This is a genomic window from Micromonospora sp. NPDC006431, assembly GCF_042870725.1.
Taxonomy (GTDB): Bacteria; Actinomycetota; Actinomycetes; order Mycobacteriales; family Micromonosporaceae; genus Micromonospora.
Genome location: NZ_JBIAHQ010000003.1, coordinates 485,209 through 498,653, shown reverse-complemented (window position 1 = coordinate 498,653; position 13,445 = coordinate 485,209). Strand labels below are relative to the sequence as shown.

Sequence of the window (13,445 nt, the reverse complement as noted above, 5' to 3'; positions counted from 1 at the left end):
GGTCAGCCCTTGACCGCGCCGCCCACGATGCCGCGGACGAAGTAGCGCTGCAGGCCGAAGAAGACCGCCAATGGCAGGGCCATCGACACGAACGCCGCCGCGCCGAGGAGGTACCAGCCGCCGCCGAGGGAGTTGACCAGGTTCGCGATCGCCGCGGTCATCGGCAGGTTGTCCGAGTTCGCGAGCCCGATGTAGATCAGCGCGACGAGCAGGTCGTTCCACACGAACAGGAACTGGAAGATCGCTAGTGCGGCGAAGGCCGGCACGCTCATCGGCACCGCGATTCGGAAGAACGCCGTCACGTGGGAGGCGCCGTCCATGTAGGCCGACTCGAACACCGCCCGCGGCAGGGACCCCATGAAGTTGCGCAGCAGGTAGACCGCGAACGGCAGGCCGTAGCCGGTGTGGGCCAGCCACACGGCCAGGAACTGGCCGGTGAGCTCCCACTCGGCGAACAGCTTCAGCACGGGAATGAGGGTGGTCTGCAGCGGGACGACCAGCAGCCCGACGATCACCACGAAGAGCACGTCACGGCCGGGGAACTGCATCCAACTGAACGCGTACGCGGCGAACGCCGCGACGAAGAGCGGGATGATGGTGGCCGGGATGGCGATGAACAGGCTGTTGACGAACGCGTCCCCGATGCCGCTCTGCTGGAAGACGTCGCGGTAGTTCTCCATGGTGAACTGGTACGGCGGGGCGAACGCCGTCCACCAGCCGGCGGTGGACAGCTCCGACTGCGGACGAAACGAGCTCACCAGCAGCCCGACCGTCGGCACCGCCCAGACGACCATCAGGGCGACGACCGCCAGGTGCAGCACCAGGCGGCGGCGAGGCCGGGCGGGCTTGCGGGTGGCTGCGGCCCGGGTGCCGGGCGCCTTGGGCGTTGCGACCGTGGTCATCTGATCGACTCCTGGGCACGGAACTTACGGATGTTGAAGCCCATGATCGGGACGATCGCCAGCAGGAGGACGACCGCGACGGCGCTGGCTCGGCCGAAGTCGCCGAACACGAACATCTCCTTGATCATGAGGTTGGCGATGACCTCGGTGTCGTAGTTGCCGTTCGTCAGCGTGTAGACGATGTCGAACGTCTTCAACGAGGTGATGATCATCGTGGTGGAGACGACCGCCAAGGTCGGGCCCAGCAGCGGGAGGGTCACCCGCCGGAAGACCTGCCACTCGTTGGCGCCGTCGATTCGGGCCGCCTCCAGCAGCTCGGGGTCGATCCCCTTGAGCGCGGCAGAGATGATGACCATCGCGAAGCCGGTCCACATCCAGACCATGATGGCGATGAGCGCGAACGTGCTGAGCCGGAAACCGGGCGACTGCAACCAGCCGACAGGTCCCAACCCGACCGCCCCGAGCAACGCGTTCAACGTGCCGGTCTGGGCGCTCCCCGCCGGCTTGTAGTCGTACATGAACTTCCAGATGACACCGGCCGCGACCATGCTGATGGCCAGTGGCAGGAAGATGATGCTCTTGGCCAGCGCCTCATACCGGACCCGGTCCACCAGCACGGCGATGACCAGGCCCATCCCGACCGTGAAGCCGGCGAAGAACAGCAGCCACAGGACATTGTTGAGGAGCGTGCCGATGGCGTCACTGTTGGTGAAGAACCACGTGTAGTTGTCCAGCCCGACGAACGTCGGCGTGAGCTCATTCTTGCCGTAGAAACTCCGGATGATCGTCCGGATCGTCGGATAGATCAGGAAGAAGGCGAGGAACCCGAGCGCCGGCGCGATCCAGAGCCACGGCCGGATGCGCTGCTGCCACTGGTTGTTGCGCGCGGCGACGGCGAGCACGCGCTCGGTTCCCCAGACGTACAGGATCAGGATGGCCGGAATGCCGACAACCACCTGGAGTGCCGTGGCCAGGCGTGAATCCACTGTTGCCTCCGGGAATCGCACCACGGGATGAGGCGGGGGAGCGGCCAGGCCACTCCCCCGCCCGGACTAGGACTGGTACGCGTCCTTCTGCGCCGCATCAAGGTCGGCGAGGACCTGGTCGAGGGACGTGGTGCCGTTGGTCAGCGCCACCATCCCCTTCCAGAACGCGTCGTTCATGGCGGTCGGCATCAGGTCCGACGCGTCGAAGGCGAAGGACTTCGCGTTGGCCAGGATCTCCGCGGAACGCTTGCTGACGTCATCCGGGTAGCTCTTGGCGTTCTTGTTCGCCGACAGGGCCCCGCCAGCCTTGACCCAGATGTCCTGCGCCTCGGCCGTGACCAGGTACTTCATCAGCGACTTGGCGGCCGGCGTGTCCTTGAACATGCCGAACAGGTCGCCCGCGCCCTCGACCGCGCCCGCGTACTGGGCCTCGATGTCCGGGAACGGCAGGAAGTTGTAGTCGGTGCCCGCCTTGGCCTGCTTGAACTTCCCCAACCCGGTGATGAAGCTCCCCTGGTGGTGCAGCTGGCAGCCGGGCGGGGTCGCGAACAGCGGGTCGCCACCGGCCTCGAAGTTCGTCGCCACGGCGGCCTTGCCGCCGCCGTAGGTGTTGGCGACGACGTCCTTGACGTAGATCTCGAACGCCTTCCTGATGGCCGCGTCGGACCACTTGACCTTGCCCTGATACCACTGGCTGTAGACACCCGGGCCCGCGGTCCGCAGCACCAGGTCCTCGATCCAGTCGGTGCCCGGCCAACCGGACGCCGCGCCGGACTCCAGGCCGACGCACCAGATCGCCTTCGCCTTGCTCTGGTTCGCCTTCGCCTGGGTCATCAGGTCGTTCCACGTCTTGGGCGGGTTCGCCCCGTAGTCGTTGACCTTCGGGTCGTACCAGATGAGGCCCTTGACGGCGGCCTTGATGAAGACGCCGTGCACCTTGCCGTCGACCTTGCCCAACTCGACCAGCGCCGGGGCGGTCTCGCTCTCGTACGTTTTGATGTCCAGCACGTCGTCCAGTGGCAGCAGCTTGCCCGCCTTGGCGTACTCGGCCATCTGCCCGGGGCCGGGCAGTCCGGCCACGTCCGGCAGCACGCCGGAGGCGACACCGGTGGTCAGGACAGTGTTGATGTCCCGGGTGCCGGTGTACTTCACCTTGGCGCCGGTCTGCTTCTCCCAGGGCTCGACCATCTTGAGGAACGCGGCCTGTTCGTCACCGCCCCAGGTGCCGATCACGTTGACGGTCTTGCCCTTGAGATCATTCTCGTTCGAGGACGAGCCGTCGGTGGAGCAGGCGGTCGTCGCGAGCGCGAGCACGGCCAGCGGGACCATCCGCCGCAGCCACCGGTTCATGGGCACTCCTTCTCAGTCACTCGGTACGTCGACTCCGCACAGCCCGCCGGACACCCGATGCGCCTGCTGTCCGCGTCACCGCGGAGCGCGCGGTCGTCGGTCACCGTCCGCTCCGCCCGCAGGCCAGCGGGTCGACTCTTCCACAGGCGACGGTCGATGCCGGTGGCTTGACGCCGCATGCGGCGTCGAGCGTCCTGAACGCCGCTCGAGACCCGGTCGAGGGCAACTCGAGCCGGTCGACCGGCACGGGATTTGAGGGGAAGTTTCCGCTGGTCCGATCGAGTTGGACGACCTCGCGTGAGGTGCCCGACGACTCACACATCTATTCATAGAGGTCGATGCATGGTAGAAATTTCACGGGCCGGCCTCCACTTCGCAAATATCTTCCCTACCGCGATTCAGGAGATGCCATGTCAACGACCCGTCGTGTAGTGCGCCGCCGCATGCTCACCCTGCTCCTCGCAGGCGTCGCGGCCATCGGCACCGCCCTCGGCTTCAGCACCCCCGCCTTCGCGATCAGCCACGCCAGCGCCACCTCCCAGCTGCGCGCCGCCGGCATCAGCTGGGTCTCCAGCGGCAACTGCAGCGACCGCAACAACCCGACCTGCACCTCGTTCGAGGGCATCCGGCAGGCCACGATCGACGGCATCATCACGTTCAAGCGGGCCAGTGGCTGCGCCATCACCATCACCGGCGGCACCGAGACCGGGCACGCCGGCGGCACCTACAGCCACTGGAACGGCTACAAGGTCGACATCGCCAAGACGACCTGCGTCTACAACTACATCTCCCGCTCCTACACATACGTGGGCTACATATCGGGCTGGGGTTACCAGTGGCGAGCCCCGTCGGGCAACCTCTACACCGACGAGGGCAACCACTGGGACATCCTGTACTACACCTGTGGCTGCTGACGCCTGAGAAGTGACAGACACCCTGGTGGGGGCCTTGTCCCGCACCAGGGTGTCTCGCTTGGCCCGGCGTCGGGAGGCAACCCCACCAGCACATATGCCCCAAACGTGAATTTGGGTACGAAGCCGTCGGTAGCATCCGGGCTATGACCGAGCCGAGCCGGCCCGGCACCGCCAGCTCAGGTGCCCACGGGGCCTCTCCGTCAAGGGCCGACCCGAAATGGTGGGCCCTCACCGCCGTCTGTCTGGGCACGTTCATGCTGCTGCTCGACCTGACGATCGTGAACGTCGCGCTGCCCGACATCCAGGCGTCGCTGGGGGCGTCCTTCTCCGACGTGCAGTGGGTCGTCGACGCCTACGCGCTGACCCTGGCCGCACTCCTGCTGACCGCGGGGTCGCTGGCAGACCTGTTCGGCCGCCGCCGGCTCTACGTGATCGGCCTGGTCGTCTTCACCGCCGCATCGGCGCTGTGCGGCGTCGCGCAGTCCCCGCTCATGCTCGAACTGTCCCGCGGCCTGCAGGGCATCGGCGGGGCCATCATGTTCTCCGTCTCGCTGGCCCTGCTGGCCAACGCGTTCCGCGGCGCCGAACGCGGCACGGCCTTCGGTATCTGGGGTGCCCTGGCTGGCGTCGCCGTCGCCGTCGGGCCCATCGTGGGTGGCGCGCTGGTGTCGGGCCTGTCCTGGCGGTGGATCTTCTTCGTCAACGTGCCCATCGGTGTCGTCGCGCTGGTCCTGACCCTGCGCAAGGTGGTCGAGTCGCGCGACGAGCAGGGCGCGCGGCCGGACTGGCCGGGCTTCGTGATCTTCTCCGCGGCACTCGCCTGCCTGGTCTACGCCCTCATCGAAGCGGGACGCAGCAGTTTCACCGCGACACCGGTGATCGCCTGCTTCGCCGTGGCCGCCGTGCTGCTCGTGGCCTTCCTGCTGATCGAGGCCCGCACCGCGGACCCGATGTTCGATCTACGGCTGTTCCGGGTGCCCACCTTCGTCGGTGGCGACATCGCCGCGTTCGGCCTCTCCTTCAGCATCTTCTCGATGCTGCTCTACCTGGTCCTCTACCTGCAGAACGTGCTCGGCTACACCGCCCTGCAGACCGGCCTGCGGCTGCTCATCCTCTCCATCGGCGTACTGGTCGCCAGCGGCGCGGCGGGACGGCTGAGCGCGAAGATGCCGATCCGCGCCCTCGTCGGCCCGGGACTGGTGCTGGTCGGCATCGGGTTGCTGCTCATGCGCGGCCTCACCGCCACCTCGTCGTGGACCCACCTGATCCCGGGACTGATCGCGACGGGCATCGGCATCGGGTTCGTCAACCCGCCGCTGGCCTCCACGGCGGTCGGGGTCGTGCCGCCACGCCGGTCGGGGATGGCGTCCGGGATCAACCTGACGTTCCGGCAGGTCGGCATCGCCACCGGCGTCGCACTGCTGGGCACCCTGCTCGCCAACCGACTGACCGCCATGGTGCAGACCCGAGCTGCCGACACCCCGTTGGCCCCGCACAGCGCCGAGATCGCGACAGCACTACGCAACGGCAGCGTGAGCCGACTGTTCGCGACCGTCCCGCCGCAGCAGCGCGACCTGCTCGTCGAGATCGCCCGCGGCAGCTTCGCCAGCGCGCTGAACGAGGTCCTGCTGTTCGCGGCGATCGTCAGCATCGTCGCCGGGATCCTGTCCTTCGTCCTGATCCGCGCAAAGGACTTCGTCTCACCCCCGCAGGGGTGAGGCGCCCCGGACACCGGCCCGGGCGGTAGGGGATCAACGGTCGCGCCCGGATCAGCACGGACTTCCCGGCCAGGTCGGCCCACACTCAGGCCGGCGCGCCGCCGAAGCCGATCTCGTTGCCGTCCGGGTCGCGGAAGATCGCCTTGCGGACGCCGTTGGCGTAGGTCTCACGCTCGGCCGGCTCCAGACCGCGCTCGGCGATCTGGGCGATGCGGGCGTCGAAGTCGCCGACGAAGACCGTGTGCATGGCGTGCCCGGCACGCTCGGGCCGCACCTCGATGAACACGTACCGGTGGTCGGCGAGCTCCCACACCGCCTCGGTGTCGTTGGGCAGGAACGACGGCGGGGCGCCGAGGAGCCGCTCGTACCAGGCCGCCGCCGTGGTGTACTCGCGGACCGGGATGCCTGCGAAAAGATCTACGGTCATCAGCTCATGCTAGGGCTCTCTGACAGCGGCCGAGCAATCAGAAAGTTAGTGCTGACCTTGAAGGCGCGTGTCGTCTCCTCGTAGTCCGGCCGGCACCGGGTGGGTGCCGGCCGGCTCCGCAGCGGTTCAGGCGGTCAGCAGCCCGACGCCGAGGCTCACCACCCCCGTCGCAAGACTGAGTGCACCTACCCACAGCACCCAGACGAACCGGTTCGGTGCCGTGACGTTCCTGCCGGCGGACGACGCGAAGAATCCCGCCGACATCAGAATCGCGGCGACCGGCACTCCGAGCCGGGCGGTCCACAGGAAGGCTCCGCTGAGACCGGTGGCGTCCACATAGAGCAGTGCGACCAGGCTCAGCAGAACCAGCACGCCGGCGTGACCATGGCCGGCGCGCGCGAAGGACTTCTGGAAGTCGGTCATCGGCACCTCGCCGCGGGCGATGCGGGTCATGAACCAGCCGCCCACCTGGATGGTGACGATCGTGAGCAGCACCGCTCCGGCGATGATCCGCGACTCGGTGCTGAGGGCCAGGGTCTGCACGAGGTCTCCTTCGGGTCGGGTAGTGACGGATAGCGACGCTGTCCGGTTACGGATACTGATACTATCCATGAAGACGAAGGGGACGGCAAATGCGTATCGCGGAACTGAGTCGCCGGTCGGGGGTGGCCGTGCCGACGATCAAGTACTACCTACGGGAAGGCCTACTCCCGCCGGGCGAGCTGACCAGCCCCAACCAGGCCAGGTACGGGGAGCGGCACCTGCGCCGGCTGCGCCTGATTCGCGCCCTGATCGAGTTGGCCCAGGTCCCCGTGGCCAGCGTGAAGGTCGTCCTGCAGGCGTTCGACTCCGAAACCATGTCGCTGCACGAACGGATCGGGACGGTGCACCGCGCCATCACGCCCCACCGTCAGGTGACCGCCGACGACGACGAACGCGCCGCAGCCACCGCACAGGTGCGGGAACTCGTAGCGCGGCGCGACTGGGCCGTCGAGCCGGACGCGCCCGCCATCGCAACACTCGTCGAGACCATCACCGCCCTGCGCGCGCTCGGCCAGGACAGCCTCACCGGTCACCTCGACGCGTACGCGGAAGCCGTGGAACGGTTCACCGAGCTCGAACTCGCGGCGGTCACGTCGCACGCCGACCCTGACCAGATCGCCGAGAGCGTCGTGATCGGCACCGTCCTCGGCGAGACACTCGTCGCGGCGCTGCGCCTACTGGCCCAGGAAAGCATCTCCGCCCGCCTGCTGGGCCCGGCGTCCGCGTCCGGTCGATAGCGAGCGGGCCGGCCATGAACATTCGCCGAGCCACCAGTCGCCACCCCGGATCACAATCAGGCCATCGCCGCCGGCCGGGCGGCGCGCCCCCCGAGGAGGCAGAGCAGATACGCGGCCAGGTCGCGGCCGCGCCGACACGTTCCCGACGAAGATGTTGCAAAGGATGTCGAGAACGGCCTGGCGGCTCCGTCACCGGGGCGGACGCGGCCACCGTGGCCGTACCACATCGAGGAGACCCAGCATGACGATCCAGCGGATGGACAACGTCCTCATCGTTGTCGACGACCTTGACGCTGTTATTTCGTTCTTCGTCGAACTTGGCATGGAGCTGGAGGGCAAGGCGCCAGTCGAGGGACGCTGGGTGGAGCGGGTCATCGGGATCGACGACGTCCGACAGGACATCGCGATGCTGCGGACCCCGGACGGCCACGGCCGAATCGAGCTCGCGATGTTCCACACGCCGAAGGCGATCAGCGCCGATCCGAAGGACGCGCCGGCGAACACGCTGGGCATTCGTCGCATCATGTTCGCCGTCGACGACATCGAGGACGTCGTTGCCCGCCTGCGCACCCACGGCGCCGAACTCGTCGGCGAGGTGGTGCAGTACGAGGACATCTATCGGCTCTGCTACGTCCGCGGCCCCGAGGGCATCGTCGTCGGGCTGGCCGAACAGCTCAGCTGAAGCCAGCGAAGGGACCCTGCACCCGAGGAACCCGGGCACGCCGGGCGCGCACGCACCGAGAGCAGCAGAAACGAGAAAAGCCCTGGTGAGGGATTGTGTCCCCCACCAGGGCTTTTTGCTTGGGTGGAGCCGAGGGGACTCGAACCCCTGACCCCCACACTGCCAGTGTGGTGCGCTACCAGCTGCGCCACGGCCCCTTGCGGTCGTCCCCGGTCGCCCGGGCACGCAGAGAACTATACACACGCCGGCCGGCATGGTCATCTCGCGGGGTACCCCCGCCGCTCAGTTCAGCGCCACGTCCGGCGGGAAGTGGGCCACCGCCGCCATCATGCCGCCCTGCCGGCGCAGCACCATGGGCCAGAGGTCGTCGGGCCGGTCGACGAACGCGTCCCCGGGCAGGGCGTCGAGGACGAACCAGGACCCCTCCTCGATCTCACGCTCGAGCTGGCCGGCGCCCCAGCCGGCGTACCCGGCGAAGACCCGGATCCCGCCGATGGCCTCGCGCAGCCGCTCGGGGTCGACGGAGAGGTCGATGGTGCCCACCGCGCCGGACACCCGGTGGAAGCCCTTCACCGGCTTGACCGGGTGGCGCATCCGGGCCAGGCAGATGGCCGAGTCGGGCTGCACCGGGCCGCCCTCGAAGAGCACCGCCGGGTCCCGGGCCAGGTCGCTCCAGTCGCCGAGGACATCGGCGACCGGCACCTCGGTGGCCCGGTTCAGCACCACGCCGAGGGCGCCGCCGGCCTCGTGAGCGACCAGCAGCACTACGGTACGGTCGAAGTTCGGGTCCTTCAGCGCCGGAGTCGCGACCAGCAGCCGCCCGGTCATGGACTCCATGGCTCGGCCACCGATCGCCTGTCCCTCACCCTGCATGTCCGACACCCGTCAGCCGTACGCCCGTGTGGCGCATCCGACGTCGTCGACCATCCACCCGGTCAACACCATGCCACGCACATTAGCCTGCAGCTCGCCCGCTGACTAAGGTCTGACGGGCGGGTGATCGCGACAGGATCGAGGGAGCACCGATGGGTCCAACGGCCGAGCTGGCGGTGATCGGTGGGTCGGGCCTCTACGCCCTGCTCGACGGCGCCACCGAACACGTCCTGCAGACGCCGTACGGAGCACCGTCGGACGCGGTCACCATCGCCGAGGTGGGCGGGCGCCGGGTGGCGTTCCTGCCCCGGCACGGACGCGACCACCGCTACCCGCCACACCTGATCCCGTACCGGGCGAACCTCTGGGCGCTGCGCTCCCTCGGCGTACGCCAGGTCCTCGCCCCCTGCGCGGTCGGCGGGCTGCGCCCCGAGCTGGGCCCGGGCACCTTCGTGGTGCCGGACCAGCTCGTCGACCGCACCAGCGGGCGCTCCCAGACCTACTACGACCAGGGCGCCGTGCACGTCTCGTTCGCCGACCCCTACTGCCCGGTGGGCCGGCGGACGCTGCTCGACGCGGCGGCCGGGCGGGACGTGCCGGCGGTGGACGGCGGGACGGTGGTGGTGGTCGAGGGGCCACGCTTCTCCACCCGGGCCGAGTCGCGCTGGTTCGCCTCGATCGGCGGCACGGTCGTCAACATGACCGGCCACCCGGAGGCCGTGCTCGCCCGCGAGCTGGCCCTCTGCTACACGTCGATCGCGCTGGTCACCGACCTGGACGCGGGCGTGACGGCCGGTGAGTCGGTCACCCAGGAGGAGGTGTTCCGGGTCTTCGCCGAGAACACCGACCGGCTGCGCGGAGTGCTGCTGGACGCGGTCGCCGCGTTGCCGTCCGAGCGGGACTGCCCGTGCGGGGACGCCCTCGACGGGATCAAACTGCCGTTCCCGCTGCCCTGACCGGTGGCCGGGCCGGCCACCGCCGCCACGAGACTCGGGAAGCGCCCGAAAAGCAGGCAACCGCCGGATAGATTCGGTTCGTCGGGGAACTGATCATCGAGCCGTCTCCCCGCACCGTTGGGGGACGGGGGGCAGTCGGCGATGGCAACGGTCCGCGACACCACGTACGACCTGCTGCGCGCCCTGGGGCTGACCACCGTCTTCGGCAACCCCGGCTCCACCGAGGAGCCCTTCCTCCGCGACTTCCCCGCCGACTTCCGCTACGTGCACGCGCTGCAGGAGGCGGCGGCGGTGGCCATGGCCGACGGGTACGCCCAGGCCACCGGCCGGCCCGCGCACGTCAACCTGCACACCGCCCCGGGCACCGGCAACGGGATGGGCAACCTGGTCACCGCCTGGCACAACAAGACCCCGTTGATCGTCAGCGCCGGCCAGCAGACCCGGGAGATGCTACTGCTCGAACCCCGGCTGGCCAGTCGGCGGGCGGCGGAGCTGACCCAGCCGTACGTCAAGTGGGCCCACGAGCCGGCCCGCGCGCAGGACGTCCCAGCGGCCTTCATGCGCGCGTACGCCACGGCGCTGCAGCCCCCCGCCGGGCCGGTGTTCCTCTCCGTGCCGATGGACGACTGGAACCAGCCCACCGATCCGCCCCCGCAGGTCCGGACGGTGGCCACCCGGACCGCCCCGGACCCGGACCGGCTGCGCGGCTTCGCCGCCACCCTCGCGGCCAGCCGCGCCCCGGTGCTCGTGCTCGGCGCGGCGGTGGACCGGGCCGACGCCTGGCCGGCGGCCGTGGCGCTCGCCGAGCGGCTGGCCGCCCCGGTCTGGGCCGCCCCGGCCCCGGAGCGGGCCGTCTTCCCCGAGGACCACCCGCACTTTCGGGGGGTCCTGCCGTACGCGATCGGCCCACTCGCCGGGGCACTGCGCGGACACGACACGGTGCTGGTGGTCGGCGCGCCGGTGTTCCGCTACTACCCGCACGTGCCGGGCGACTACCTGCCCGACGACGCCCGGCTGCTGCACGTCACCGACGACCCGGACGAGTCGGCCCGCGCCCCGGTCGGGGAGAGCCTGCTCGGCGACGCCGGGCTGGCCCTGGCGGGCCTGCTGGAGCTGCTGCCGCCGACCGACCGGCCAGCCCCAACGGTCCGGTCGGAGCCGGAGACGCCCGAGGCGACCAGCCCGCCGAGCGCCGACGCGCTCTTCGCCGCGCTGGCCCGGCACTGGCCGGCCGACGGGGTGCTGGTGCAGGAGTCACCGTCCAACCTGGCCGCGCTGCGCCGCCGGCTGCGGATCAACCGGCCCCGGTCGTACTTCACCATGGCCAGCGGCGGCCTCGGGTTCGGGCTGCCGGCAGCGGTCGGGATCGCCCTGGCCGAGCGGGACACCGGCCGCGGCCGGCCGGTCGTGGCCGTGGTCGGCGACGGCTCCTTCCACTACTCGGTGCAGGCGCTGTGGACCGCCGCGCAGCTGCGCCTGCCGCTCGCCGTCGTGGTCCCGGTCAACCACCAGTACGCCATCCTCAAGGCGTTCGCCGAGCTGAAGCACACCCCCGGGGTGCCCGCGCTGGACCTGCCCGGGCTGGACGTCGCCGCGATCGCCCACGGCTACGGCTGCGCGTCCGCCGTGGTGGACCCGCTGGACCGGCTCGGGGAGGCGCTCGACGCGGCGCTGGCCGCCGACCGGCCGACGGTGCTGCCGGCGCCGATCAGCACCGAGCTGCCCCGGATCCTGTGAGCGTCACCGCCGTACCAGGGTGAGGGCGGTGCCGCTGCCCACGTCGAGCACCGTCCGGGCACCCAGCGGCGCCTTCAGGGTGACGCTCACCGGTTTCAGCTCCAGCTGCGCCGTGCAGATCCCGGTCGACCGGACCACCCCGGCGCCGAGCACCACCACGTCGTCCCGCTCCAGCACCAGCGGGGTGACGCCGCTGTCGCACGCGCCCACCCCGACCCGGTAGTCCAGCCGGGCACCGTCCACGGCGTCGAGGGTCTGCACGGCCACCACCCCGTCGGGCAGCGGCCGGGTGGACGCCACAGCCTCCGGCTTGGCGCCGACCGCGCGCGGCGCGACCGCCAGCCGGGCCACCGGCACCCGCAGTTCCGCCACGGTGAACAGCCAGGCCGGCACCTCGGCCACGCCCCGGCTGGTCCGCACCGAGGCGCTGCCCAGCTTCACCCCGGTGACCGTCAGCGGAATGCAGGGGGTGTCCACGTGGGTGGCGACCGGGCTGTCCGGCCCCGGGCGGGTGGGCAGCAGGCCGTCCGGTCCCGGCTCGATGGTCGGCCCGCCGTCCTTGAGCTGCCCCGGCCCGGCGGTGGGCGGCGCCATCGGCCGCCCGTCGCACGTCGGCGGGTCCCCCTGGTGGAGCTGTGCGTACGCGTCGGCGGCGCTGATCAGCGGCGCCCGCAGGGTGCCGTCGGGGAACCGGATCGTCCCGTCGGCCGGCGTGGCGGTGGGCAGGGCGATCTGGTCCCGGTACCAGCCGAGGAGGAACGCCTGCTTGGTGTCGCCGGTGAAGCCCGGCTCGCCGGTCAGCACGGTGGCGTCCTCGAGCGGCACGTAGCCGCTGCGCCACACCTCGCCCGGTCGCCAGGCGTCGGCCACCTCCCCGGCGCGCTGGTGGAACGGCTCCCAGCGGTGGTCGGGGGGATCGACCGACGGCCCGGCAGGAGCGGAGCCGGGCGCGGCGCAGCCGGCGAGGAGCAGAAGCGGCAACCCCAGCAGAGCGATCGTGCGACGCATGCCGGTTGGACGGCGCGCCCCTGCCCGCGGTTCCGCTGGTCAGGTCTCCCCGCCCAGGTCCGTCTGGTACGCCTCCCAGAGCAGGTCCGCGCCCCGCTGCCGGTGCCGGTCGAGGGCCCGCAGCAGGTGCCCGACCCGTTCCCGCAGCTCCTCGGCGGGCACGCCAGGCAACTCGACGGCGCGTTGGAGGGCGAGAAGCGCCGCGGCGATGGCGGCGTGCTCGTGGGTCAGCCGGCGTACCCCCCGGTCCAGCCGGGGCGCCTGGAGGAGCAGTTCGGCGTAGAGGCCGCTGGGGCCCTCGGTGAGCCGGACGTGCTCGGCGAAACCGCGCCGGACCGGGCCGAGCTGGACGACGAGGTGCTCCCGCCAGCGCGGCTTCTCGGCCGGCCCGGCGAGCACCCGGGCGAGGGCGTGCAGGTCGCCGGGGAGCGCGGGTCCCGGCTGGCGCGCGGCGGGCGGTCGGCCCGCCGCGGCGACGGTGGGCGGCTGCTGGATCGGACCGGTGACCATGGGCACCTCCCGCTGCTGCGCTTCCGGCGTACAGCGATGGTGGACCTGGTCGGGCGGGCTGTCCAGGGCCATCCGGTGCCTCATCTGTCCCATTCGCCCCAC

The 13,445-nt window shown here is 70.5% G+C and carries 14 protein-coding genes and 1 tRNA gene; 6 read left to right on the top strand and 9 right to left on the bottom strand.

Annotation, left to right across the window (positions count from 1 at the left end; translation table 11 throughout):
- Window positions 1–2: 2 nt before the first annotated feature.
- The 3 genes from ACFYM6_RS08735 to ACFYM6_RS08725 all read right to left on the bottom strand — a co-directional run bounded on the left by ACFYM6_RS08735 (window position 3) and on the right by ACFYM6_RS08725 (window position 3,238).
- Window positions 3–902 (bottom strand): carbohydrate ABC transporter permease, encoded by a 900-nt coding sequence (locus ACFYM6_RS08735; RefSeq protein ID WP_387273592.1) that lies wholly within the window; start codon window positions 900–902, stop codon window positions 3–5.
- A complete protein-coding gene (locus ACFYM6_RS08730; RefSeq protein ID WP_387273590.1) occupies window positions 899–1,888 on the bottom strand; it encodes a carbohydrate ABC transporter permease in 990 nt (329 codons plus the stop codon). The genes ACFYM6_RS08735 and ACFYM6_RS08730 overlap by 4 nt, the downstream gene beginning before the upstream one ends.
- A gap of 66 nt (window positions 1,889–1,954) precedes the next feature.
- A complete protein-coding gene (locus tag ACFYM6_RS08725; RefSeq protein WP_387273588.1) occupies window positions 1,955–3,238 on the bottom strand; it encodes an ABC transporter substrate-binding protein in 1,284 nt (427 codons plus the stop codon).
- A 410-nt stretch (window positions 3,239–3,648) separates the two neighbouring features.
- Between ACFYM6_RS08725 and ACFYM6_RS08720 the strand changes: the two genes are divergently transcribed.
- Together ACFYM6_RS08720 and ACFYM6_RS08715 are read left to right on the top strand one after the other, a co-directional pair.
- A complete protein-coding gene (locus ACFYM6_RS08720) occupies window positions 3,649–4,152 on the top strand; it encodes a hypothetical protein (RefSeq protein WP_073832775.1) in 504 nt (167 codons plus the stop codon).
- Window positions 4,153–4,295: 143 nt separating this feature from the next.
- Window positions 4,296–5,870 carry an MFS transporter gene (locus tag ACFYM6_RS08715; protein ID WP_387273586.1) on the top strand — a complete coding sequence of 525 codons (1,575 nt, stop codon included), beginning with the start codon at window positions 4,296–4,298 and terminating at the stop codon, window positions 5,868–5,870.
- A gap of 85 nt (window positions 5,871–5,955) precedes the next feature.
- Here ACFYM6_RS08715 and ACFYM6_RS08710 read toward each other — a convergent pair whose 3' ends face one another.
- Window positions 5,956–6,297 carry a VOC family protein gene (locus tag ACFYM6_RS08710; RefSeq protein ID WP_387273584.1) on the bottom strand — a complete coding sequence of 114 codons (342 nt, stop codon included), beginning with the start codon at window positions 6,295–6,297 and terminating at the stop codon, window positions 5,956–5,958.
- A 126-nt stretch (window positions 6,298–6,423) separates the two neighbouring features.
- On the bottom strand, window positions 6,424–6,840 hold the full coding sequence (locus ACFYM6_RS08705; RefSeq protein WP_387273582.1) for a hypothetical protein: 417 nt from the start codon (window positions 6,838–6,840) through the stop codon (window positions 6,424–6,426).
- An 89-nt stretch (window positions 6,841–6,929) separates the two neighbouring features.
- Between ACFYM6_RS08705 and ACFYM6_RS08700 the strand changes: the two genes are divergently transcribed.
- Both ACFYM6_RS08700 and ACFYM6_RS08695 read left to right on the top strand, forming a co-directional pair.
- Window positions 6,930–7,577: a MerR family transcriptional regulator gene (locus tag ACFYM6_RS08700; protein ID WP_387273581.1), complete on the top strand. Its 648-nt coding sequence runs from the start codon at window positions 6,930–6,932 to the stop codon at window positions 7,575–7,577.
- Between the two features lie 241 nt (window positions 7,578–7,818).
- A complete protein-coding gene (locus ACFYM6_RS08695; protein WP_387273579.1) occupies window positions 7,819–8,259 on the top strand; it encodes a VOC family protein in 441 nt (146 codons plus the stop codon).
- Between the two features lie 124 nt (window positions 8,260–8,383).
- On the opposite strand, the gene ACFYM6_RS08690 is transcribed toward ACFYM6_RS08695, so the two are convergent.
- Window positions 8,384–8,456 (bottom strand) — tRNA-Ala (locus ACFYM6_RS08690).
- Between the two features lie 85 nt (window positions 8,457–8,541).
- Window positions 8,542–9,132: a YqgE/AlgH family protein gene (locus tag ACFYM6_RS08685; protein ID WP_387273577.1), complete on the bottom strand. Its 591-nt coding sequence runs from the start codon at window positions 9,130–9,132 to the stop codon at window positions 8,542–8,544.
- A gap of 152 nt (window positions 9,133–9,284) precedes the next feature.
- Here ACFYM6_RS08685 and ACFYM6_RS08680 point away from each other — a divergent pair, with 152 nt between their 5' ends.
- Both ACFYM6_RS08680 and mdlC read left to right on the top strand, forming a co-directional pair.
- Window positions 9,285–10,088, top strand: a complete 804-nt coding sequence (locus ACFYM6_RS08680) for an S-methyl-5'-thioadenosine phosphorylase (RefSeq protein ID WP_387273575.1) — start codon at window positions 9,285–9,287, stop codon at window positions 10,086–10,088.
- A 141-nt stretch (window positions 10,089–10,229) separates the two neighbouring features.
- A complete protein-coding gene (mdlC, locus tag ACFYM6_RS08675; protein WP_387273573.1) occupies window positions 10,230–11,825 on the top strand; it encodes a benzoylformate decarboxylase in 1,596 nt (531 codons plus the stop codon).
- A gap of 3 nt (window positions 11,826–11,828) precedes the next feature.
- On the opposite strand, the gene ACFYM6_RS08670 is transcribed toward mdlC, so the two are convergent.
- Together ACFYM6_RS08670 and ACFYM6_RS08665 are read right to left on the bottom strand one after the other, a co-directional pair.
- On the bottom strand, window positions 11,829–12,833 hold the full coding sequence (locus ACFYM6_RS08670; protein WP_387273571.1) for a hypothetical protein: 1,005 nt from the start codon (window positions 12,831–12,833) through the stop codon (window positions 11,829–11,831).
- Window positions 12,834–12,872: 39 nt separating this feature from the next.
- On the bottom strand, window positions 12,873–13,436 hold the full coding sequence (locus ACFYM6_RS08665) for a hypothetical protein (protein ID WP_387273569.1): 564 nt from the start codon (window positions 13,434–13,436) through the stop codon (window positions 12,873–12,875).
- Between the last annotated feature and the right edge of the window lie 9 nt (window positions 13,437–13,445).